The 23,081-nt window shown below is 62.4% G+C and carries 18 protein-coding genes; 12 read left to right on the top strand and 6 right to left on the bottom strand.

Annotated elements, in window-relative coordinates; translation table 11 throughout:
• The first annotated feature begins 207 nt into the window (after window positions 1–207).
• Together I6F35_RS15420 and I6F35_RS15415 are read left to right on the top strand one after the other, a co-directional pair.
• Window positions 208–2,307 carry an alkaline phosphatase family protein gene (locus I6F35_RS15420; RefSeq protein ID WP_225118536.1) on the top strand — a complete coding sequence of 700 codons (2,100 nt, stop codon included), beginning with the start codon at window positions 208–210 and terminating at the stop codon, window positions 2,305–2,307.
• Between the two features lie 266 nt (window positions 2,308–2,573).
• Window positions 2,574–3,080 carry a hypothetical protein gene (locus I6F35_RS15415; RefSeq protein WP_225118535.1) on the top strand — a complete coding sequence of 169 codons (507 nt, stop codon included), beginning with the start codon at window positions 2,574–2,576 and terminating at the stop codon, window positions 3,078–3,080.
• Between the two features lie 4 nt (window positions 3,081–3,084).
• Here the strand turns inward: I6F35_RS15415 and I6F35_RS15410 are convergent, their stop codons facing one another.
• Complete coding sequence (locus I6F35_RS15410) at window positions 3,085–4,380, bottom strand: cytochrome c peroxidase (RefSeq protein ID WP_225118534.1); 1,296 nt, start codon at window positions 4,378–4,380, stop codon at window positions 3,085–3,087.
• Between the two features lie 426 nt (window positions 4,381–4,806).
• On the opposite strand from I6F35_RS15410, the gene I6F35_RS15405 reads away from it, so the two are divergent.
• A complete protein-coding gene (locus I6F35_RS15405) occupies window positions 4,807–6,615 on the top strand; it encodes an alkaline phosphatase family protein (protein ID WP_225118533.1) in 1,809 nt (602 codons plus the stop codon).
• 108 nt (window positions 6,616–6,723) lie between these two features.
• Here the strand turns inward: I6F35_RS15405 and I6F35_RS15400 are convergent, their stop codons facing one another.
• The 3 genes from I6F35_RS15400 to I6F35_RS15390 all read right to left on the bottom strand — a co-directional run bounded on the left by I6F35_RS15400 (window position 6,724) and on the right by I6F35_RS15390 (window position 9,893).
• On the bottom strand, window positions 6,724–8,838 hold the full coding sequence (locus tag I6F35_RS15400) for a catalase (RefSeq protein WP_225118532.1): 2,115 nt from the start codon (window positions 8,836–8,838) through the stop codon (window positions 6,724–6,726).
• A gap of 340 nt (window positions 8,839–9,178) precedes the next feature.
• Entirely contained in the window at window positions 9,179–9,358 is a 180-nt protein-coding gene (locus I6F35_RS15395; protein WP_225118531.1) for a hypothetical protein, read from the bottom strand.
• A 139-nt stretch (window positions 9,359–9,497) separates the two neighbouring features.
• Window positions 9,498–9,893 (bottom strand): response regulator, encoded by a 396-nt coding sequence (locus I6F35_RS15390; protein WP_225118530.1) that lies wholly within the window; start codon window positions 9,891–9,893, stop codon window positions 9,498–9,500.
• A gap of 98 nt (window positions 9,894–9,991) precedes the next feature.
• Between I6F35_RS15390 and I6F35_RS15385 the strand changes: the two genes are divergently transcribed.
• The 7 genes from I6F35_RS15385 (at window position 9,992) to I6F35_RS15355 (ending at window position 17,944) form a co-directional block, all read left to right on the top strand.
• Window positions 9,992–10,993, top strand: coding sequence for a chemotaxis protein CheB (locus I6F35_RS15385; RefSeq protein WP_225118529.1), 1,002 nt, complete (start codon window positions 9,992–9,994; stop codon window positions 10,991–10,993).
• A gap of 9 nt (window positions 10,994–11,002) precedes the next feature.
• Entirely contained in the window at window positions 11,003–11,284 is a 282-nt protein-coding gene (locus I6F35_RS15380; protein WP_225118528.1) for a hypothetical protein, read from the top strand.
• A 322-nt stretch (window positions 11,285–11,606) separates the two neighbouring features.
• Window positions 11,607–14,777 carry a CheR family methyltransferase gene (locus I6F35_RS15375; protein WP_225118527.1) on the top strand — a complete coding sequence of 1,057 codons (3,171 nt, stop codon included), beginning with the start codon at window positions 11,607–11,609 and terminating at the stop codon, window positions 14,775–14,777.
• A complete protein-coding gene (locus I6F35_RS15370; protein WP_225118526.1) occupies window positions 14,778–15,521 on the top strand; it encodes a Crp/Fnr family transcriptional regulator in 744 nt (247 codons plus the stop codon).
• Between the two features lie 112 nt (window positions 15,522–15,633).
• A complete protein-coding gene (locus I6F35_RS15365) occupies window positions 15,634–16,128 on the top strand; it encodes a DUF892 family protein (RefSeq protein ID WP_225118525.1) in 495 nt (164 codons plus the stop codon).
• A gap of 130 nt (window positions 16,129–16,258) precedes the next feature.
• Window positions 16,259–17,602 (top strand): molybdopterin-dependent oxidoreductase, encoded by a 1,344-nt coding sequence (locus I6F35_RS15360; protein ID WP_225118524.1) that lies wholly within the window; start codon window positions 16,259–16,261, stop codon window positions 17,600–17,602.
• 9 nt (window positions 17,603–17,611) lie between these two features.
• Window positions 17,612–17,944 carry a cytochrome c gene (locus tag I6F35_RS15355; RefSeq protein WP_225118523.1) on the top strand — a complete coding sequence of 111 codons (333 nt, stop codon included), beginning with the start codon at window positions 17,612–17,614 and terminating at the stop codon, window positions 17,942–17,944.
• 31 nt (window positions 17,945–17,975) lie between these two features.
• On the opposite strand, the gene lon is transcribed toward I6F35_RS15355, so the two are convergent.
• Both lon and I6F35_RS15345 read right to left on the bottom strand, forming a co-directional pair.
• A complete protein-coding gene (gene lon, locus I6F35_RS15350) occupies window positions 17,976–20,369 on the bottom strand; it encodes an endopeptidase La (RefSeq protein WP_225118522.1) in 2,394 nt (797 codons plus the stop codon).
• Between the two features lie 9 nt (window positions 20,370–20,378).
• Window positions 20,379–20,783: an Hsp20/alpha crystallin family protein gene (locus I6F35_RS15345; protein ID WP_225118686.1), complete on the bottom strand. Its 405-nt coding sequence runs from the start codon at window positions 20,781–20,783 to the stop codon at window positions 20,379–20,381.
• A 308-nt stretch (window positions 20,784–21,091) separates the two neighbouring features.
• Between I6F35_RS15345 and I6F35_RS15340 the strand changes: the two genes are divergently transcribed.
• Together I6F35_RS15340 and I6F35_RS15335 are read left to right on the top strand one after the other, a co-directional pair.
• Window positions 21,092–22,243 (top strand): transporter substrate-binding domain-containing protein, encoded by a 1,152-nt coding sequence (locus I6F35_RS15340; protein WP_225118521.1) that lies wholly within the window; start codon window positions 21,092–21,094, stop codon window positions 22,241–22,243.
• Window positions 22,244–22,268: 25 nt separating this feature from the next.
• Window positions 22,269–22,877: an ANTAR domain-containing protein gene (locus I6F35_RS15335; protein ID WP_225118520.1), complete on the top strand. Its 609-nt coding sequence runs from the start codon at window positions 22,269–22,271 to the stop codon at window positions 22,875–22,877.
• Window positions 22,878–23,081: the final 204 nt, after the last annotated feature.

Below are 23,081 nucleotides of genomic sequence, written 5' to 3'. Positions count from 1 at the left end.
ATCGCGCGCATCACTTCCGAAGATTCGTTTGTCTTGTCGCGCGATGCGAATGGCATCAGTCGCGATGCATGCATCGTTGCAGCAGATGCAGCGCAGAGAATCTTTTGAACGAGTCGAAATTTCTCGCGCGCTTTCACAGCAACGATAAGCGTGCGTCATGTTGCCGCATTAGACAAAGGTCGCCAACCACAACCTTTGGGGTCGATGATGACTTTCAATCATAAGAAGAACTGGCGAACCACCACAGCACTTTGCGTCGTTTCAACAGTCGCTGTCGCAACAGCGGCCTATGCAGCACATTATCCCGGCGGCCGAAGCGATTGGGACAAGCGCTCCCACCACGATCGTTTCGCTCATGACGGTCGTGGCCACGATCACGACGGGAATGGTCACCACGGTGACAACGGTCATGACAACAACGGCCATCACGGTGACAACGACAATGATCACGGCGACAAGGTGAAGACGGCGTCCCCGATCAAGCACGTCATCATCCTGATCGGCGAAAACCGCGGACTCGATCACACGTTCGGTGTGTACAAGCCGAAGGGCAGGGGGCAGACGATCTCCAACCTGCTGTCGAAAGGCATCGTCAACGAGGATGGCTCGCCGGGTCCGAATTTCGCGCAAGCGCAGCAATACTCGGTTGCCGCGCAGTCTTCCTTTTATATTGGTGCGCCGACAATTGCGAAGTCGCCCTACAGTGCGACCAACGCGATGCCGCAGCCGAACACGGCGGGCACGCCTACCGCGCAGAGCGATACGTCGCCTCCGTTCAAGACGATTGCTCAAGCCAGCGTCGAGAAGGACATGGATCCGAGCGATCTGGATATTCTCACGACCGGTTTCAGCGGACTGCCGACTGGTGTCCTCGATACTCGCGTTCCCGGCGCCGGCCATCTGACCGGACCGTTCCCGCTGCAGGGCGAGCAGATCAGCGACGATGACTACACCGGTGACACGACGCATCGGTTCTATCAGGATTGGCAGCAGGAGGATTGCAGCGCCGCCAGCGCGACGAAGGCCAACAACTCCGGTTGCCTCAACGACCTGTTCCCGTTCGTGATGGCGACCTACTCGGCTTCCAACAAGAGCATGGCCAACTCGATGGGCTTCTACAATGCCCAGCAGGGGCAGGCCCCGATCCTGAAGATGCTGGCCGATCGTTTCACGCTCGGCGACAACTTCCACCAGTCGTTCCACGGCGGCACCGGCGCCAACCACTTCATGCTCGGCACCGGCGACGCGGGCTTCTGGAGCGACGGCAAGGGCAACCCGACCACGCCGCCTGCAAACCAGATTGCGAACCCGAATCCAGTTTCCGGATCGGTGAACCGCTACACGGTGGACGGCAACTTCAGCGATTGCTCGGACGTGTTCCAGCCCGGCGTCAAGCCGATCGTGACCTATCTGAACAATCTGCCCTATGCGGCGGAGCCGAACTGCAAGCCCAACCACTACTACATGCTCAACAACGTCAATCCGGGCTATCTGCCGAACGGTGCGCTGGCGGGTGGAAGCAACATGCCGCCATCGTCGGTGCGGACCATCGGCGATGCCTTGATGGAGAAGAAGATCTCCTGGGCCTTCTACGGTGGTGCGTATAATGACGCCGTGGCGCTTTCGAACGCCGCAGTTGCCGCCAACCCGAACAAGCCGGATCTCAATGCCGCCGCGCTTGCCGATCCGGCGCACGCGCTCGGCGTGGCCTACTGCCAGATCTGCAATCCGTTCCAATATGCGACCTCGATCATGGCCAACCCGACCGTGCGTCAGGCTCACATGAAGGATACTGCCGATCTGATCACGGCGATCCAGGACAACAAGCTGCCTTCAGTGTCGTTCGGCAAGCCGGATGGTCTGCTCGATGGGCATCCGCAAAGCTCGAAGGTCGATCTGTTCGAGGCCTATGTGCTGAACGTCCTGAATGCGCTGGACAACAATCCGGAGCTCAAGGCGGAGACGGCAGTGTTCGTCACCTGGGACGAAGCCGGCGGCTACTGGGACTCGGGCTACATTCAGTCGATCGATTTCTTCGGCGATGGACCGCGGATGCCGATCCTGATCCTGTCGCCCTATTCGACGGGCGGGAAGATCTACCACAACTACGGCGACCACGTTTCGCTCTTGAAGTTCATCGAGCGCAACTGGGATCTGCAGCCGCTGACGAACCGCAGCCGCGACAACCTGCCAAACCCGACATATTCGCGCAACAACGAGTATGTGCCGACCAACAGCCCCGCGCTTGCTGACATGTTCGACGCGTTCGACTTCAGCAAACCGGTTACGCTGTCCTATACCGAGTAACTGATCGCGAGCCGATCTGAAGAGGGGGCCGGTCGAGCCAATGGTTCGGTCGGCACCACCGTGTTTCTTTACGCTGAGATTTTGCGATGGATCGAGACCGAATAATTGCAAGGGGGAACAGGAGGCTGAGAGCATCGCTGTTTGCTCTAGTCGGCTCGGCACTTGTCAGCGTTTCGGCCGCGGCCCAGCAGTTTTCCGCGGACATTGCCACGATGCGCGGTGAACAGGCTGCGCGTATCGGAAGTGTGCGTGTGTCGGAAAACAAGGTGAGGATAGAGACGGCCGATTTTGCCGATGGCTTCTTTCTGGTCGAAGTTGCGACGCCTGCTGCCTATTTCGTGCGCCCGCGCGCGAAGGTGTTCATGGACGCACGGCAATCAACTCCGCTGACGCGGATGTTCGTTCCAGTTGATCCCGACGAGCCCTGCCGGCAATGGCAGATGATGGCGTCCCTGGCGGCGCCGGTGGATCCCGACACCTGGCACTGCGGGCGCGACGGGGAGGGGATGGTCGGAGATCGCAAGGCGGACATCTATCGGATCACTGCTGCGTCCGGCGCCGGCTTTGTCGGCTGGGTCGACCGCGAGCGCCGGTTTCCGCTCCAGATCAAGACCGCGGATGGTACGATGATCGTCGTCGAGAACATCCGAGACGAGCCGCAATCGGCGCAATCGTTCGAACTTCCGCCCGGTATGCGCAAATTCGATCCGCGGGCGCTGATCGACCGCATCCGGCAGAGCGACGTATGGGTCGCGCCGCCGGCCTCGGAGTGAGCGGTCACTGCGATTGCCTGACTGTCGTTTGCAGCATCCGTCCGAGCGCAGCGTAGTGCGACTGGTGAACGTTGGCGTTGAACAGCGACCACGGCTCGGCCTTTTTCAACGCGACGGGGACATCAAAGGTCGCGAGCATGGAGAACTTGTCGTATTCAGCCATGGCCTCGTCGAGATAGCCTGCAGCAACTGCGAGATCAATGCGACGCAGGCTGAGAACCAGATCCTTGACGACGGTGCGCGCCGCAAGCCGTTCTTCCTGGCCTCCGACCGAAGCATACCTGATATCCGGAATATGCTCGGTCAGTTCACGCAGCTCGGCGCCGACGCCCGTGACCGCCAGCGAGACCACGGCGGTGTCCGCAGCGGGGATGGCCAATTCCAGCACGCTCGCGAGCTCACGTACTTCCTTCATGCGGATCGCCACACCGTCCTTGTCGAAAGGGCGGTCGCCGTCGCCGATCGCCGTCAGATAGGCGACAAGGTCCTGCGTGTCCTGCGACGAGAGGGCGAGATCGAACATGCGGTCGAAATGCCCGACCACTTCTTCGTAAGTGTCATACCGGCCATCGTGGAAGTAGGGCGCGTTGAAGTTGGCGTTAAGCAAGGTCGGCGTTTTCACCAGGCCGCCTGAGCCAACGTCATGGCGAGTCTGGTCGGTGAAGACGCCGGTCGGAGTGTGACAGGTGGCGCAGCTGAGTTGGGGCTGGTGTGGAAACGGCTTGAAGAACAGCTGCTCGCCGTGGCGCTCGGCGGCGCTCGCCTGTGCGGCAAGCACGCCGCCGGGCGAAAGCCGGGGATTGGGAAGAAAGTCGATGTCGTTGATGTAGGCGACCAGGCCGTCGAGGACGGCATCGCTCGGCCGCGGCCCGTCGAACTCGTTGACGATGACATTATATATGAAGTCGCGCAGCGAGGTCATGCGGCCATCATGCCCGTAAGGCGCCAGAAAGCGCGCGCCGCGCAGGCTGGGGATCCGGACCGGATCGAGGATGCTGTTGAATGCCTTCGGATTGAACATCAGGCTCGTGGTGTCGAAGGTGCCGGGGCGCGAAGAGGCACCGGGAACGAACAGCTTCGGATTCGATGTCCCGTTGACGTGACAGGTGCCGCAGCTCATTTCCGCCTGCCGCGCCTTGCCGCCCAGGATGGCAGGCGAGTTGAACGCGAGATCGCCAAGATTGATCAGATAGGACTTGTGCCCGCCCACGGCCTCCGAGTGGAACAGTTCGCGCGGCTTCGCCAGAGCCTCCTCGGAGAATTCGGTGCCGGTCGGCAGCACTGTCTGATCGCCGCCCAATGGAAAGGCTTCAGTCCGCAACGGGAAGAGCGCTGCAACCAAGGCGATCAGTCGAATCAAGGCGGATGAAGTGACGCGAACCGCGGCAGCCGCGGTGTCTCGGCGCGAGCGGCACGCAAGAATGTTCCTGATCATCACGACAAAAGCCCCTGCAACAATCTGCTCGAGCGGTCTGTGAACAGCAGATGTCGTGCGGATGACAGCGACCCTGTTGGCGAGACCGCGGCTGGACTGGATAGACGAAGCTTGTCGTCAGTTTGATGACGCTCAGATGTCAGAGCACACATCGACGTCGGTCTAAGCGTGATGCAAGTGGTCTCCGCGTGTGCGCGATTCCTGCATTGTCGGAAAACAGTCATCGGATCGAAATGTGCGGCAGATAGCCTCACTTGCGTTATTCCATGTTTGCTCTCAGGGGAGAACACCATGCGGCTTTGGGGAGCCATTCCCGCGTTTACATTGGCTATCGGTGCGATTGCGGTCGCGCCGATGGCCAAGGCAGAGAATCTCGTCGAGAAGATCATCGACCAGTTCAAGCACGACATCAGGGACGAGTGGCAGGACTTCAGAAATCACGGTCATGATCACGATCATGACCATGGTCACCATGATCGGGACGATCTGCTCAAGGCGTACAAGCACATCGTGATCATCTATCAGGAGAACCACAGCTTCGATAATCTCTACGGCCACTGGGGCGACGTCGGCCGTGACCGGATCAACGGCGTCTCCGATGCCGATCAGCCGCACACGCTGCAGGTCCGCCAGGACAACAAGACGGTCTATACGTGCCTGTTGCAGAACGACGTCAATCTCACGTCTCCCTCGCCGTTGCCGACGAGTTGCACCGACAATGGCGGTTCGCTGGCGATTCTCAGCGCCTTCAAGAACAAGCCGTTCGAAATCAACGACTTCATTCCAACGTCGGCAACCACCTGCCCGAAGCCGATCGGCGCGTTCGCGGCTCACGGCTTCCTCAACGGCACCGGTCTGCCCGGCGGCTGCACGGAAGACATCGTGCATCGCTTCTACAGCGAGCAGTATCAGATCAATGGCGGCCGTCAGAACCGCTACATGACCGGCAGCGATGCGTCCGGTCTTGTGATGGGCTATTACGACACCAAGAAGCTGCCGATCTACCGCTATCTCCATGATCGCGGTGCGCCGAACTACGTCATCGCCGACAGCTTCTTCCAGGGCGCCTTCGGTGGTTCGTTCCTCAACCACCAGTTCCTGGTCGCGGCCGCCGCGCCGCAATTCGTTGGCGCCTCCAACGACGGCAGTGCCAACGACCTGCACTCCATCGTCGACGCCAACGGCATGCCGACCAGCACGCCGCTCTACACCCCGCTCACCACGGTGAAGGATGCGCAACTGACGGCGAAGTGCAGCCAGGCAGGTTTGCCGGCCGGGCTCGCCTGCGGCGACTATGCGATCAACACCACTCAGCCGTTCTATCAGCCCTATTCGCCGGGCACGGCGGATGCCCGGCGCCTGCCGCCGCTCAACACGCCCAACATCGGCGATCGGTTGTCGGCCAAGCGCGTCGACTGGGCCTGGTATGCCGGCGGCTGGTCGAACGCCAACGGTGATGTCGGTGCCTCGGGCTGGACCAACGGAAACGGCACCACCTGCACCGATCCGAACCATCTGCCCACCGCAGTCTTCCCCAACTGCGTCGACGTGGACTTCCAGTTCCACCATCAGGCGTTCAACTACTTTGCCAATTACGCGCCCGGGACCAAGGCCCGCAAGGACCATTTGAAGGACGAGGCGGAGTTCATCCAGGCGGCAAAGAACGGCAGGTTGAAGGACGTCAGCTTCATCAAGCCGATCGGCGAGGAGAACGAGCATCCTGGTTACGCCAGCGAAGCCGAGGGCAGCCAGCATCTGGTCGATCTGGTCAAGGCGATCGTCGAAGGACCGGACGGCAGGGACACCCTCATCGTCATCACCTATGACGAGTTCGGCGGCCAGTGGGATCACGTGCCGCCGCCGCCCCACAATCGTCGCGGCGATGAAGCGAAGGCTGCGGACCAATGGGGACCTGGCACCCGTATCCCTGCGCTTCTGATCTCCAAGCGCTTCGAGAAGTCGGGTGTCGCTCACGAGGACTACGACACGACCTCGATCCTCAAACTGCTCGAGAAGCGCTTTGATCTCGATCCGCTCGTGACCCGGCCGGTGCGCAATCTCGCAGTCGCGCTCAAGGCGGGCGATTCCGATCGGCATTGAGGGTAGGCGCAAGATGGACTGGCCCGCATCTCCATCAGGTGCGGGCCGGTCGATTCAAGTCATGTCGACGACGGATTCTCTTACGTCTCCTACTGACGTCGCCCAACGCTACACCGAATGGACGTTCGGCTCGCGCGTCCAGAAGCGCAATTCGCCGCAGTGCTGGATGAAACGATCGGCATCAGCAGGAGCCGACAGCAGGAAGCAGCCGGCATCGGATGTCGCTCCCGCCTTGTCGAGCAGCGGCTTTGCCGCATCGGCATAAGCGATGAATTTTGCGTGCGCGAAAGCATCCGCGACGAAATCCCGGGCGGTGGCCTCCGAGCCGAGCCGCTTTGCTCCGTCAGGCGAAATCAGAATCGCGACGGCATCGTACAGAACCGAAGGGCCGCCATTGATCTTCTGCTTGGCCGGATGAACCTTGCCGTCAGACGTCTTGAAGCCGCCGACAGCTGGCGCAACGATCTCGATGAGCGCGCTGCGACCCTTCGCAGCGGTAATGAGCGCGTCGAGCAGGCGTGCGTCGGTGCCGTCGCTTACGAGTATGCCGAGCTTGCGTCCCTTGAAATCCTTGGGCCCGTTCCGCACGATGCTGAGAGCCGGCGAAGGCGGTAGATCCTGGATGATGGGGCGGGCAGGCTCCGCCGCCGTTGGCAATTCGATCCCAAGACCAGCGGCCACGCCACACGCCAGCTCCATGTCGACATTCATGAGATGAGAGACCATGCGCGCGCGGATGGCCGGAGTCTCCACCTTGCTGAGCTCGAAGGTGAAGGCATCCTTGATGTGCGTCTGTTCGACTTGTGTCTGGCTGATGTAGAATTGCCGCGCCTGGCTGTAGTGATCTGCGAAAAGCTCGCCGCGCACGCGCCGCTTCTCACCCGCCTCCGGCGACGGGAACGAATGAAATCCGCGCTCGGGCGCCTCGCGTGGTCCGCCCGCCACACCGCCCCACGAATTGGGCTCGTAGTTGGCGCGGCCCTTCGGATTGTAGAAGGCCATGTGCCCATCCTGTTGTAGCGTGTGGAAAGGACATTTGGGCGCGTTGATCGGCAGATGGGTGAAGTTCGGCCCGCCAAGCCGCTTCAACTGCGTGTCGAGATAGGAGAAGTTGCGGCCCTGCAGCAGGGGATCGTTGGTGAAGTCGATGCCGGGCACCACATTGCCGGTGTGGAACGCGACCTGCTCGGTTTCGGCGAAGAAGTTGTCGACGGTGCGGTCCAGCACCAGCCGGCCGACACGGCGGACCGGGATCCGTTCCTCGGGGATGATCTTTGTCGGATCGAGGACATCGAATTCGAACTCATCGGCGAATTTGTCATCGAATAGCTGCAAGCCGAGCTCCCATTCGGGATAGTTGCCGGATTGGATCGCATCCCAGAGATCCCTCCGGTGGAAATCGGGATCGGCGCCATTCAGCTTGACGGCCTCGTTCCACACCACCGATTGCATGCCCAACTTCGGTTTCCAGTGAAACTTGACGAAGGTCGATTTTCCACGTTCGTTCACCAGCCGGAACGTGTGGACACCGAATCCTTCCATGAAGCGAAAAGAGCGCGGAATGGTCCGGTCCGACATGATCCACATTGCCATGTGGATGGATTCCGGCATCAAGGAGATGAAGTCCCAGAAGTTGTCATGTGCCGTCTGCGCCTGCGGAAAGCCGCGATCGGGCTCCTGCTTGGCGGCATGGATGATATCCGGAAACTTGATGGCGTCCTGGATGAAGAAGACGGGGATGTTGTTGCCGACGATGTCCCAGTTGCCATGCTTGGTATAAAGCTTGACCGCAAATCCGCGCACGTCGCGAGCGAGATCGGCCGAACCCTTGTTGCCGGCCACCGTCGAGAACCTGACGAACGCCGGCGTCCTCTCGCCCGCGCGCTGGAAGATGTCGGCCTTGGTCAGGTCGGCAAGCGATTCGTAGGTTTCGAAAAATCCATGCGCTCCAAACCCGCGGGCATGCACCACGCGTTCGGGGATACGTTCGTGATCGAAATGGAAGATCTTCTCGCGGAAGTGAAAGTCTTCCATCAATGTCGGGCCGCGCTGCCCGATCTTCAGGCTGTTCTGGTCGTCGGCGACAGGTGCACCTTGCTGTGTCGTGAGGGTTGGTATCTCGCCTTCAGCAATCTGGTGGGTTTCGCCCCCCTGGCCTCGTCGAATGTTGGCGTCGGCGATGCGCGCAGAAGCGAGTTTGTCGAATTCGGTTGAGCCGGCCATCATGCCTCGCAGTACTATCCGGAGAAATCGTTGAGTTGGATGTTGTCTGCGGTTCAAACGCCGGGCGTCGAAGAACGATCGGTTCTCACCGAAAAATGTTTGCGAGATTGTCGAGCGAATAATCCAGGCCAAGCGGGTGGAGGCGCGATGCTTTCCGGGCACCCATCGACTTGAGTAAAATTTTGATGATCCGCTGGCACGCCGGGACAGGAATAAGAACCTTTCATTTTGATGGCGCTCTCGGAGCTGGCGCTGCCGTGCTTCGCCAGCCGGCGGCCGGCGACATAGCGATCTGCGGCGGCACCTCGAAATGTCGCGCGCGGCCAAGCAGCTCCGCCGCTCAGGCCGCCCAGGGCCGCTCCGACTGCAACGCCTTCAGTTCGGCAGCGACCTGCCGCAGTTCATCGGCCAGACGGATGTTGTGGATCCGGATTTCCGCCCTTGGCGAGAGGTCGGCAATCAGCGCGCTTTCCGCGGCTCTGCGCTCTAGTCGTTCGATCCGTTTGTCCAGTTCATTCATGACGCAACCCGCTCGATGCTACCAGGCCGAACAGCATGGCGGCGTTCCGGAACGGGCGCACTAACCTGCGCAAATTCGATATCGAATTGATGGATGGGCGCGCCGGCTTGCCCGCCGGTCCACAATCCAGACGACCGTTTCAATGCTGCAGGATCAGCCCGCTCAGCCCGCGAGTCATTGCCGGAATATCGAGCGGCTTCTCCCACAGCGGGACGTCCTCGAATTCAGGGTCGATCGCGCTTCTGTCATAGCCGGTTGCGAAGACGAACGGGATACCGCGGGATCGCAGCGTGCGCGCCACCGGGAGTATCGACGCGCTTCTGAGATTGACGTCGAGCACCGCGCCGTCGACCGTCCGCAGCCCGTTCAGGAGGGCCAGCGCATCTTCGACTTCACCGACCGGCCCCTCGATTTCGGCACCGAGCGTCCGGAATGCCCGCGCAATGTCGTCGGCGAGGAAATACTCGTCTTCGACGACAAGGACGCGGCGTCCAGTCAGGAAGCTGCCCTCGCGAAGAAGAACCGGTGCTGACATTGTACCTTCCGCGTCCTTTGCGCCGGAATCCTGTTGGAGTTAGGAACGTCAGGCGAAGCTCCGCCTTATCGAAAACATCCCAAACGATGGCGGGTTCCATGGGCAACCGCGACATAATCGTCATCGGCGGTTCAGCCGGGGCAACGGCGCCGCTGAAGGAGATTTTAGGCCGGCTGCCAGCCGATCTCGCCGCGGCGATCTTCATTGTTCTACACATCCCGGCCCAGGGAATCGGGCTTCTTGCCACCGTGACGAGTGCGGCCGCCAAGCTGCCGGTTCGCCAGGCGGAAAGTGGCATGCTCATCGAGCATGGCCATATCTATCTCGCGCCGCCGGACCATCATCTGCTGGTCTTGAGGGATCACATGATGCTGGGCCGCGGCCCGCGCGAGAACATGGTGCGCCCGGCGATCGATCCACTATTCCGCTCCGCCGCGCTGCACTATGGCCCACGGGTAATCGGCGTCGTCCTGAGCGGATTTCTGTCTGATGGGGCGGCCGGGCTGAACGCCATCAAGCGCTGCGGCGGTTTCGCGCTGGTGCAGGACCCCCAAGACGCCATCTCCGACGAGATGCCGCTGCGCGCGCTGGAGGCGACCACCGTCGACCTCTGCGTTCCCGGGACGCGGATCGGTGACGTCCTGTCAGACCTGGTTCGCGAGGCGCCGGGTGCTGCGCTGCCAATTCCGCCGGAAATCCGGCTGGAGGTCGAGATCGCTGCGGGCGAGCGGATTGGCAGCGATAGCCTGCTCCCGATTGCCGCTCCGGCCCCGCTGACCTGTCCGAGCTGCGGCGGGGTGCTTTCCGAGCTCAAGGAGAGTCATCCGCTGCGTTTCCGTTGCCAGGTCGGCCATGCTTTCACCGCCGACGTGCTGGCCAAGGAGCAGGAGGGCCGGGTCGACGAGGCGTTGCGGGTGGCGCTGCGGATCATCGAGGAGCGCGCCGAACTGGTGCATCGCATGGCGCTGGAGGGCCGCCAGAGCGGCCGGGCCGCGGTGGCCGAAATGTATGAGGCACGGGCGGCGGAGTATCGCGGATATGCCGACATGATCCGGCGCGTCGTGCTACAGTCGCTGGACCCGCGGCTTCCGAAAGCTTAGGCGGTGCCAATGGCCATATCGCGTGCCGAGCGTGCCCAACTGCTCGAGGTCGAGCGGCGCCACCTGCGAAAGGCCGAAGCCGACATCGAGGAAGGTTTGAAACGCCTCCGCAACCAGCGGGATCTGCTGTTTGATCTGCAGGCTGGCGGTCACGATATCACGCAGGCCGAACGCCTGATCATTCTCCTCGAGCAGACCCTGCTGCAATGGGAGCGCCACCGTACCCTGATCGAGCAGCGCATCGCGTATCTGGAGGATGAGCTCTATCCGGCGCCGGTCAGGGGGAAGTGACGCATCTGAGCTTCGTGAGGCCGGCGCCAGCTCGAAAGTGCAGTCGAGCTGCGGGCGCACGCTTTTGCCCCGGCAATATTGGGTCCGAGGATCAGGCCCCGCGATTCTTCTTCAGACATGTCAATCACGGTTCCGGCCATTTTCGGCCGGTATGCAGTTCCCCCAACACCTTCATGGACAGGGCTTCGTTGAGCCAGGTGACCGGATCGCGCTGTCGCGCGTTATTTCGGCGGAATGTCTATTAGGATAGTGTCAAAGTCTGCTATCTGCATGGTTTGGCAAGCTGAATCAGGCCCTGACAGAATAACGAGAGCCGCTGCCCATGAGTGAACCCGGATCGGAACCAGCGGAGCGCGGGCGCCGGGCCAAGGTGCCGCTGATCATCGGCGTCGGCGCGTCCGCCAGCACGATGAACAGTATCGAGGGGTTCTTCTCGAAACTTGCGCTCACTGCCGAAGAGACCATCGTGCTGGTGCTGCAGCACCGCGAGGCGTTTGATGAAGGACGGCTGCGCGAGATGCTGCAGCGCTCTGAAGGCAGCCGGCTGTTGGAGATCCAGGACGGGACCCTGATCGAAGGCGGCACGATCTACCTCTGCCCCACCGGCAGGATCGCCACGATCCAGGGCGATCGTCTGGCCATCCGCACGGCCGAGCAGGCGCCGGGCGAACGCGCCACGATCGACAGCTTCCTGGTGTCGCTCGCCGAAGAACGGGCCGAGGAGGCGATCGGTGTTGTGCTCGCCGGGACCGGCGGCGACGGGACGCTGGGCGTTGCGACCCTGAAGGACCATGGCGGGCTGGCCATCGCCGAACGTGTCGCCGGCGATCATGCCGATCCGCTCGCCGACGGCAACAATGCGGCCGCAATCGCCGATTTCGTGCTGCCGCCCGCGGACATCCCCGAGCACATCCGGGTCTATGCCCGCCATCTGCGGAGCCTGGAGGAGCGGCAGGGATTTGACGAAATCCTCGCCGCGGCAGCCAGTTCGCTGTCGCGTGTTGCCGATATCCTGCGCAACAAGACCGGCAATGATTTTCACGGCTACAAGCAGAACACCTTCCTTCGCCGCGTGCAGCGGCGCATGCAGGTGGTGCAGATCGACGAGATCGCCTCCTATGTCGATTACTTGAGACAGGACAAGGACGAGGCGCAGCTCCTCTTCAACGACCTCCTGATCGGGGTCACCGAATTCTTCCGGGACAAGCGCGAATTCGAGGTGCTGGAAACGCAAGTCATTCCGAAGATTTTTGAGGACAAGGCTGCCGGCCAGCAGGTCCGCGTCTGGGTGCTGGGATGCGCCACCGGCGAAGAGGCCTATTCGATCGGCATCCTGCTTCGCGAGCACATGGCCAAGCTCGACTCGCCGCCGCAGGTGCAGATCTTCGCGACCGATATCGACGGGCGCGCGCTGGCTGCCGCCCGGGTCGGACGCTATCGGACCCAGATCGAGGGCGACATGTCGCCGGAGCGGCTGGCGCGCTGGTTCGTCCGCGAGGGCGACACCTATTGTGTCGTGAAGGAGCTGCGCGAGATGTGCATCTTCTCGCAGCACAATGTCATCAAGGACGCGCCGTTCTCGAAGCTCGACCTGGTGTCCTGCCGCAACCTCCTGATCTACCTGAACGCCGAGTTGCAGAACCGGGTCATTCCCTTGTTTCACTTCGCCTTGCTGCCGGACCGTTTTTTGTTCCTCGGCAACTCCGAGAACGTGACGCGGCATCCAAAGCTGTTCGCGCCGGTGGACCGTCGGGCGCGCATCTTCAAGAGGCTCGAGACCGGCACACGCCTGCCGCCGGAGTTTCCGATCACGACCGCGGCCGGGCGCGCGGCTGTCGAAGTCCCCCCGTCACGCGCGCTGGGGCCTGCTGATGTCGGCCTCGAGCGCCGGGCCCAGCGCATCGCCGAGCGCTATGCGCCGGCCTATGTCATCACCGACGAGAATTTCCAGATCCTGCATTTCTCCGGCCGCACCGGGCGCTATATCGAGCCGACCGCGGGCGCCGCGACGCTCGACCTGCTCAGTCTCGTGCATCGCGATCTCCGCCTGGAATTGCGGACCGTGCTCGGCCGGGCAGCGGAGACCAACGAGGCTGCGCATGCCGAACAGGTGCAGCTCGGTGTCAATGGCCATCGGGTGACGGTCGACATCACGGTCGAACCGATCCAGGACAGGTCCGGCGGCCATCGCAATTTCGTCGTGCTGTTCAAGGACGGCCCGGCCCGCATGGTCGCCAACAACGAGAATAATCCCAATGCGCTGGTCAGGACCGAGCATGTCGAGCGGCTGGAGAGCGAGTTGCGGGGAATGCGCGAGCGCCTGCAGGCCACCATCGAAGAGCTCGAAAGCACTAACGAGGAGTTGAAATCCTCCAACGAGGAATATCAATCGCTGAATGAGGAGCTGCAGTCGGCGAACGAGGAGCTGGAGACCTCGCGCGAGGAATTGCAGTCGGTCAACGAGGAGCTGACAACCGTCAACGGCGAGCTGGCGCACCGGGTGCAGGAATTGACCCGTGCCACCAGCGACCTGAAGAACTTCCTCGAGAGCACGCAGATCGCGACCGTGTTCCTGGACAATGACCTCAAGGTGATGAATTTCACGCCTGCGATCACCCAGGTGCTGCATCTGGTCGAAACTGATGTCGGCCGGCCGATTTCGCATATCAAGGCACGGATTCCGATCGAGGAACTCTACGATGAGGTTCGTCGGGTGTTGCGCACGCTCGCCAGCGCCGAGCGCGAACTGAGCGCGCCTGACAGCGGCACGCGCTACATCGTCCGCATCCTGCCTTATCGGAGTATCGACAATTTCATTGCCGGCGTGGTCATCACCTTCATCGACGTCACCGCAATCACGCGTGCGGAGGAGCGGCAGCGGCTGCTGCTTGCGGAGCTTCAGCACCGTGTTCGCAACACGCTCGGCGTCGTCCGCTCGATCGCGCGCCGCTCCGCGGAAACCAGCTCGAACGTCGACGAATATGCCGCCCATCTCGACGGCCGCCTGAACGCATTCGCGCGAACCCAGGCGCTGGTGACGCGCGACCCCGAAGGCGGGGTCGACCTCGAATATCTCGTCATCGAGGAATTGCTCGGCTATAATGCCCGCGAAGGCGACCAGCTACGCGCCTCCGGCCCGCAAGTGCGCTTCCAGCCAAAGGCCGCGGAAACTTTTGCGCTCGCTCTCCACGAACTCGCGACCAACGCGCTCAAATACGGCGCGCTGAGCCAGCCTTCCGGGCGCGTCGAGATCAGTTGGCGCATTGACGAGGCGGTCGATCCGCCGCAACTGGTTTTCGACTGGCTTGAGCGGGGCGGCCCGTCCGTCGTGCCGCCGCCGCGCAAGGGTTTTGGCACCGAACTGCTGGAGCGGACGCTGGCGTTCGAATTCAAGGGGCAGACCATGATGATGTTCAATGCTGGCGGCCTCCATTGCACTATCACCATTCCCTTGAGCCGGCGCACCTTCCACACCCCGATGATGGGCAGCTAGATGCATCCTGCACCCGTCGAGGGAAGCCTGGCGCAGCCGGTGATCCGACGGCTGAATACGCTAAGGCGCTTGTCGGACGAGGGCGTTGTCTCGCTCGAACGGGCGATACGCGAAGGCATGCAGCACATCGGAACGGGCGAGGACCTGATCAGCGAGGGCGATACGGTCAGCAGTGTGCGTGTCATCCTGTCGGGCTGGCTGTGCCGCTACAAGACGCTGGAGGATGGAAGGCGCCAGATCGTCAACTTCATCCTTCCGGGCGAAACCTGCGACGCCTATGCCTATCTGCTCTCGACCTTGGATCATTCCATCGCAACGCTGACGCCGGTGGTCTATGCCGAGGTGAAACGCGCGCAATTCGAAGCGCTGGTTGCGCGCGATCGTTCGGTTGCGGAGGCGTTCTGGTGCGAGACGCTGGTGAACAGCGCGATCCAGCGCGAATGGGCGATCAATCTTGGCCGCCGGCTGGCGCTCGAGCGCGTGGCGCATTTGCTGTGCGAGCTCCATGAGCGGCTGCGGCCGGTCGGCCTGATCGAGGGCAATTCCTGCGCCTTCCCGGTGACGCAGATGGATCTGGCCGACGCGACCGGGCTCTCGGTCGTTCATCTCAACCGCACGCTGCAGGAATTGCGCAGCGCCGGCCTCATTCTGCTCCGCGAACGGACGCTGACGATCACCGATCTCGACGCGCTCAAGAGCACGGCGCTGTTCTCGCCGAACTATCTGTATCTCTATCGGGCGTGAGCCGCCGGTATCCCGGCTTAGGAACCGGCGATTGGTTCCCTTGTTGAGTGGTCAGCTTGAGGGCCGCGGCCGGCTGGGTAGCGGTCCGTTCGAAAGCGAAAAGGATATCACCATGCAGATCACAAGCTTCAAGGACATGTATCTTGCCGAATTGCAGGAACTCGTCAGTGTTGAGCAGCAGCTTGCCGAGGCGTTGCAGCGCATGGCCAAAATGGCGTCGCATCCTTCGCTCAGGGCTGCGCTGGAGCGCCATCAGCGGGAAACCGTCGTGCAGGAGGAGCGGCTGCGATCGATCCTGCAGAAGCACGGCGCCGGTGCCGAGCGGCATACCGATCAGGCCATGCAGGCGCTGATCCACGAGACCGAGAAGATGTGCGCCATCCTGAAGGACGACTACCTTCGCGACGCCGGCATGATCGCGTCGGCGCAGAAGCTCGAACATTACGAGATCGCGGCCTATGGAAGCGCGGCCGCACTTGCGGGCCAGCTCGACCTTCGGGAGGACCAGCGGCTGCTGCATGGCGCGCTCGACGAGGAGAGGCGGGCGGACGAACTGCTGACGACGCTTGCCAAGGGTGAAATCAATCAGGACGCGCTGGCGGCCTGATCGGTCGCGCCTTCCGATGTTGCACGGAGCGCTGCGCTGCCTCGGTAGCGGGCAAATTCGAAATACCCGGATGTCCGGTCGACATTAGGCTGGGTGAACGATCATTCGAATTTGTGATGGGGCGGTGCCTATGGGGCTCGGCATCGCCGGGCCCGAGGAGGAAGCGCCGATGCGCGACGACAAGCAATATCCATTCAGCCATTCGCCACCGGACTTGCATCCCACCCGCTCCGCCACGACGCTTGCGAATGCGCCGTTTCAACGCCAGTCGCGCCGCACGCTGCTTCGTAACCTTGGCATTGCCGGCTTGTCGCTTGCGGTCTCGCCGGCCTTCGCCGACGAACTCGTCAAATTGCCGTTTGCTAGCGGCCCGCGGGGACGGCCAGTCACGCACGATTTTCCGCAAAAAGGCGACATGATCCTGCAGCGCGTGCGGCCGCCGCTGCTTGAAACGCCGATGGACGTGTTCGACCGCGGCGTCTTCACCCCGAACGATCAGTTCTACGTGCGCTGGCACTGGGCCGTAATCCCGAATTCGGTCGACGCGAACGCCTTCCGCCTCGCAGTGCGCGGCCATGTCGATCGGACGCTGTCATTGTCGATATCGGACATCGTGCGCGACCTGCCGCGGGTGGAGCTCGCTGCGGTCAATCAATGCTCCGGCAATTCGCGCGGCTTCTTCTCTCCGCGCGTGCCCGGCGCGCAATGGGCGCATGGCGCCATGGGCAACGCCAAATGGGTCGGCGTGCGGCTGAAGGACGTGCTGGATCGGGCCGGCGTCAAGGCCGGCGCCGTCCAGGTCCGCTTCAAGGGACTGGATGAGCCGGTGGTGCCGGATGCTCCGACCTTCAGGAAGTCGCTTGCAATCGATCACGCCCGCGACGGCGAAGTGATGATCGCCTACGCCATGAATGGCGAGCAACTGCCGCTGCTCAACGGCTTCCCGCTGCGCCTGATCGTGCCCGGATGGTATTCGACCTATTGGGTCAAGATGCTGAGCGACATCGAAGTGCTCGACAAGCCCGACGACAATTACTGGATGGCCGTCGCCTATACGATTCCCGATACGCCGCACGCCAATATCGTGCCGGGCCAGAGCGGTGTGAAGATGGTGCCGATCAACCGCATGGTGCCGCGTTCCTTCTTCACCAATATCGCTGATGGCGCATCGTTCGCTGCGGGCGCGCGCGTGCCGGTTCGCGGCATCGCCTTCGGCGGCGACACCGGTGTCGCCAAGGTCGAGTTCTCCAGCGACGGCGGCAGGTCCTGGCAGCCGACCAGGCTTGGCGATGATTTCGGCAAATACGGTTTTCGCCAATGGCAGACGGAGTTTGCGCCTTCCGATAAAGGCGATCACGCGCTCATGGTCCGCTGCACGAATTCCTCAGGCGAGGTCCAGCCGGATACGCCGAACTGGAACACCAGCGGCTTCATGCTCAACGTCATCGAGACCGTGCAGGTCAGGGCAGTCTAGGAGCTGATGATGCTGAAACGAATGGTTGCGATCGGCTGCTTCGGGACTGCATTGCTGTGCGCGACGCCGGCCTGGGTTCAGGATCTGCCGGCAATCAAATCGACGACGGTGGAACTGCCGGCAGGCGATGCGTTGTTTCCCGGCGGCGCCAGCGCCGATGCGATCAACAACAACTGCCTGGCCTGCCACTCGCCCGACATGGTGCTGAACCAGCCGCCGCTGCCCAAGGCGACCTGGGAAGCCGAGGTGCACAAGATGATCAACGCCTACAAGGCGCCGATCGACGACGCTGACGTGCCGGCGATCGTCGGCTACCTGGTGCAGACCAAGGGCAAGGAATAAGGGCACGCGGCGAGCCGTGTGCCCTTGCATTTTATTGCGCGGCGGCTGTCTGTTTGGCCTGCTCCAATGCCTGTGCGATCGCTTCGTCGACGCGCTCCAGCCAGATGAACTCGAGCTTGTCGCGCGCGCCTTGCGGGATGTCGTCGAAGTCGCGCCGGTTGCGTGCCGGCAGCATCACTCGGGTCAGGCCGGCGGCCGCGGCCGCGACCACCTTCTCCTTGATGCCGCCGACCGGCAGCACCAGGCCGCGCAGCGATATCTCGCCGGTCATCGCGGTGTCGTGCCGCACCGTGCGATTGGTGAGCAGGGACGACAGCGCGGTGAACATCGCGACGCCGGCGCTCGGACCATCTTTCGGCGTGGCGCCTGCGGGCACATGGACATGGATGTCGCTTTTCTCGAACAGCGATGGATCTATCCCGAGCTGCGCGGCGCGGCTTTTCACCAGCGTCAACGCGGCTTGCGCGCTTTCACGCATGACATCGCCGAGCTGGCCGGTGAGGATCAGCCCGCCCTTGCCGGGCACCCGGGTCGCTTCGATGAACAGAATGTCGCCGCCAACTGGCGTCCAGGCCAGCCCGGTCGCGACGCCGGGCACGCTGGTGCGCAAGGCGATCTCGCCTTCGAAACGCGGCTGGCCAAGCACTGTGGTGAGATCGCGCGTGCCGATCGTCACCTTGCTCGAGCTGCCTTCCGCGACCTGCACCGCGGCATAGCGCAGCGCCTTGCCGATTTCGCGTTCGAGCGAACGGACGCCGGCTTCCCGGGTATAAGCCTTGATGATCGACCGCAGCGCATCGTCTTCGATCGTCGCCTGGTCCGGCTTCAGGCCGTTGGCCTCGAGCTGGCGGCGCACCAGGTAGCGCCGCGCGATCTCGAGCTTCTCGTCCTCGGTGTAGCCGGGCAGGCTGATGATCTCCATCCGGTCCTGCAGCGGTCCCGGAATCGTATCGAGCATGTTCGCCGTTGCGATGAAGGCGACACGCGAGAGATCGAAGGGAACGCCGAGATAGTTGTCGCGGAATGTCGCGTTCTGCTCGGGGTCGAGCACCTCGAGCATCGCCGCCGACGGATCGCCCTGGATGCCGCGTCCCATCTTGTCGATCTCGTCGAGCATCATCACGCAGGCGCGAGAGCCGGCCTTCTTGATGCCCTGGATGATGTTGCCGGGCAGGGCGCCGATATAGGTGCGGCGGTGTCCCCGGATCTCCGCTTCGTCGTGGACGCCGCCGAGGCTGACGCGCACGAACGACCGGTCCATGGCGCGCGCGATCGAGTGGCCGAGCGAGGTCTTGCCGACGCCGGGCGGACCGACGAAACACAGGATCGGTGCCTTGCCATGCGGCGCCAGCTTGCGGACCGCGAGATATTCGATGATGCGGGCCTTGATCTTTTCCAGGCCGAAATGATCCTCATCGAGGATGCGCCGCGCTTCGCGGATATCGATCGGCTTTTCTTCCGGCAGTGCCCAGGGCAGATCGATCAGCCAGTCGAGATAGCTGCGCACCATGCCGCCCTCGGCGGCTGCTTCCGGCATCCGCTCATAGCGACGTAGTTCCTTGCGTGCCTGGCTCTCGGCCTCCGGCGGCATCTTCGCCTTGTCGATGGCCGCGCTCAACTCCGCGACTTCCTGCGCCTTGCCTTCGCCTTCGCCCAATTGGCGCTGGATGGTCGCCATCTGCTCGCGCAACAGCACCTCGCGCTGGCGCTCGTCGAGGGCGGCCTTGGTTTTCTGGCCGATCTCGTTGCTCAGCCGCAGCACTTCGAGCCGCTCGGCGAGATAGTGCGAAACTCTCTCCATCCTGGCGGCGAGATCGATGGTCTCGAGGATCTCCTGCTTCTCCTGCGGCTTGATGTCCATGTAGGACGCCGTGAGATCGGCGAGTGCGCCGGGAGCCGTCGTTGCCTGGAAGGCGCCGACAAGCTCGGGCGGCGCCTGCGGCAGCAGTTGAACCGCTTCAATCGCCTGCCGCTGCAGATTCATGAAGCGCGCCTCGATCTCGGGCGATGTCGTCGTCGGCTCTGGGATGTGAAGCACCCGCGCCGCCGGGAATGGCGTGCCGGGCAGGAAATCGAGGATGCGCGCGCGCTGCACGCCCTGGCAGACGATGTGATGCGTTCCGTCCGGCGCGGTGATGTACCTGACGATATTCGCGATCGTGCAGACGCGGTGCAGGTCATCAGGGCCTGGATCGTCGATGTCGGCGTTTCGCTGCAGCACGACTCCAATCGGCCGCTGTTCGCGCAGCGCCTGTTGGGCAGCGGCGATCGACTTGGCGCGAGCGATCGTGATCGGAGCGACGACGGCCGGAAACAGCACGATGTTGCGGACCGGGACGATGATCAGCGCATCCGAGGGGATCGCGACCGATTCTGTTTTCGCTCCAGTGGCAGCCGGAGCGGGATTTTCACTATCAAGCGACATCTTGAACTCTCACACGGATTTCGACAGGCGCAACACGACGCATCCATTCGCGGCGGTCCGGCTGACGCCATAGCGTCCGGCCGGCAACGCAATGCGGCGCTCGAACCGGCCTTGCGGAAGCTCGAGCCGGTGGATGAGCGCATCGCGCAGCTCGGCCGGCAATATCCGCTGCCCCCTGATGATCAGCACCCCGTTCTCGATGATCGCCACCACCTGATCGGGATCGACGCCGGGCAGCGCCACGAAGATCAACAGCTCCCGATCGGTCTCCAGCACGTCGATCGGCGGCTCCCAATTGGGCTCGCGTACCCCGCCCGGCTGCAGGCTGAACAACCTTTGATGCAGCCGTTCGGCGCGTGCGAGCGATTCGATCGCTTCAGACAACATCCAGTTGACCGGATCTTTTGTCGGCATTTGTCGTTCCGCCTCCAGTAAAATTCTCAAGAGCTCGCAGTTTGCCTCAAACCTACTCCGAAAGAGCCCGGCTTGCACAGCCGCAATGGCAGCTAATGCCCTTGACAGACGCTCTGCCGGAACCGTCATGGGCTGCGCGACCGAAGGCCCGGCTGTTTGTCCGGTCCTTCGATGCGGATCGCCCGGATCGAAGAGTACCTTGCGCATTACTTTGCGGCTTTTCAATCCGAACGGATCGGTACTAAGCTGACGGCAGGCGGCAACCCGTTCGCCGGACATGTGGGGTGGTTTGATTCATTATGGGATCGATGGAGGATCATGCCGGTGCATGGCGCGTCGGCGTGCTGTTTTCGCAGACGGGCGTGACATCGGCGATTGAGCGGACGCAACTCAATGCCACCTTGCTGGCGATCGAGGAGATCAACGCGAATGGTGGCGTGCTTGGCCGTCCGGTCGAGCCCGTGATGTATGACCCGGCATCGGATCCGAAGAAATATCGCGCGTTCGCCGAGCGGCTGTTCCAGGTGGATAGGATCAGGCTCCTGTTCGGCTGCTACATGTCGAGCACGCGCAAGGCGGTGCTGCCGGTGGTCGAGGCGCATCGCGCGTTGTTGTTCTATCCCACTTTGTATGAGGGGTTCGAATATTCGCGGCACTGCATCTATACGGGCGCTGCGCCCAACCAGAATTCGCTGCAGCTCGCCAAATTCCTGCTGTCGGCCTATAGCCGATTCCTGTTCGTCGGCTCGAACTACGTCTACCCCTACGAATCGAACCGCGTGATGGCCGATTTCGTGGTCCAGGGAAAGGGCAAGGTGCTGGACGAGATCTACGTGCCCTTGCGCCCTTCGCCCGACGATTTCGACAAGGTCATCAAGCGCATCAAGAAGACCTTGCCCGACGTCATCTTCTCCACCGTGGTCGGCAGCGGCACCTCGGTGTTTTATCGCGCCTATCGCGCCGCGGGCCTGGATCCTGCGCGCATGCCGATCGCGAGCCTGACCACCAGCGAAGCGGAGGTTGCGGAAATGGGCACTGAGGCCGCCGAAGGCCACATCACCGCCGCTCCCTTCTTCGAGACGCTCTCCTCGCCGGCGGCAAAGCGTTTCGTGACCAGTTTCAAGGAGAAATACGGCGCCGACGCTCCCGTCACCGCCGGCGCCGAGGCCGCCTATTTCCAGCTTCATCTGGCGTTTCGCGCGGTCGCGAAATGCGGCTCCGACGATCCCGAACAGGTGCTCGGAAATTTGCGCGACGCCGAATTCGATGCCCCGCAGGGCCGCGTCAGGGTCGATCCGGAGAACAACCACACCTTCCTGTGGCCGCGGATCGCCCGGCTCGACCGGAATGGCCGCTTCCAGACGGTCTGGAATCCGGGCGTGCGGGTGAAGCCCGATCCCTATTGTGTCGTCCAGAGCCTCGACGATTGGTCAGTCGAGTTGCCGTTGCTCCACTCATGAGCACCCCGTAACGGAGAAACTGGACGTGGCCATCCAAATTCTTCGGGACTTGCGCGGACTGCGGGTTCACGTCGTGCATCCCGCCGACACCGAGCGCACCAAGCTGATCGAGCATCTGCGCCGCATCGGCTGCATGGTCGAGACCCAGTGGCCGGTGCCCGACTGTTGGGCCGAAGGCGCCGACATCGTGCTGCTTGCGATCGAGCATGACGTGCGCGAGGAGATCCAGCGATTGTTGAAGTCGGATGCAAATCATCGGCCGACGCTGATCGCCGTCGTCAGCTACGAGGATCCATCGACGCTTCAACTGGTGTTGGAAGCCGGCGCGGTTGCGGTGATCGAGCGGCCGATCAGACCGTTCGGCCTGCTCACCAACCTGACGATCGCGCGCAGCTTGTGGCTCGAGCGGCGCGAGGCCGAGAAACGCATGCGCAAACTCGAGCGCAAGCTCGCCGGCATCCAGCGCATCCAGAAGGCGAAGGTCATTCTGATGGACGGCCAGGGATTGAATGAAGCGGAAGCATACGAAACGATCCGCAAGCAAGCGATGGCGAAGCGTCTGTCGATGGATGAGATGGCGGCCGCGATCATCCACGCAAACGAGCTGTTGCAATACCGCGTGAAAGGTGATTAGCTTTTGAAGCGTCGCGAGAGGAAATCCTTCTCGCGACTTTCGCTGGACCATCGATGTTGCTGGTTCGGCTCAGGCTAGGTGAGCCCGAAAGATCCGCGAGGATCTGTCGGGCTTTTTTGTTTTGTGGGTCGAGATTCGCCGCCGACGCATTGGCGTTTTCGGGGGGAGCGGCCTGATCTTGGGATTTTTCTGGATTCGAAACAA

This window comes from Bradyrhizobium sp. BRP22, from assembly GCF_020194175.1.
GTDB lineage: Bacteria > Pseudomonadota > Alphaproteobacteria > Rhizobiales > Xanthobacteraceae > Bradyrhizobium.
The sequence above is the reverse complement of the archived record's forward strand: the minus strand, read 5'-3'. Positions and strand labels throughout refer to the sequence as shown.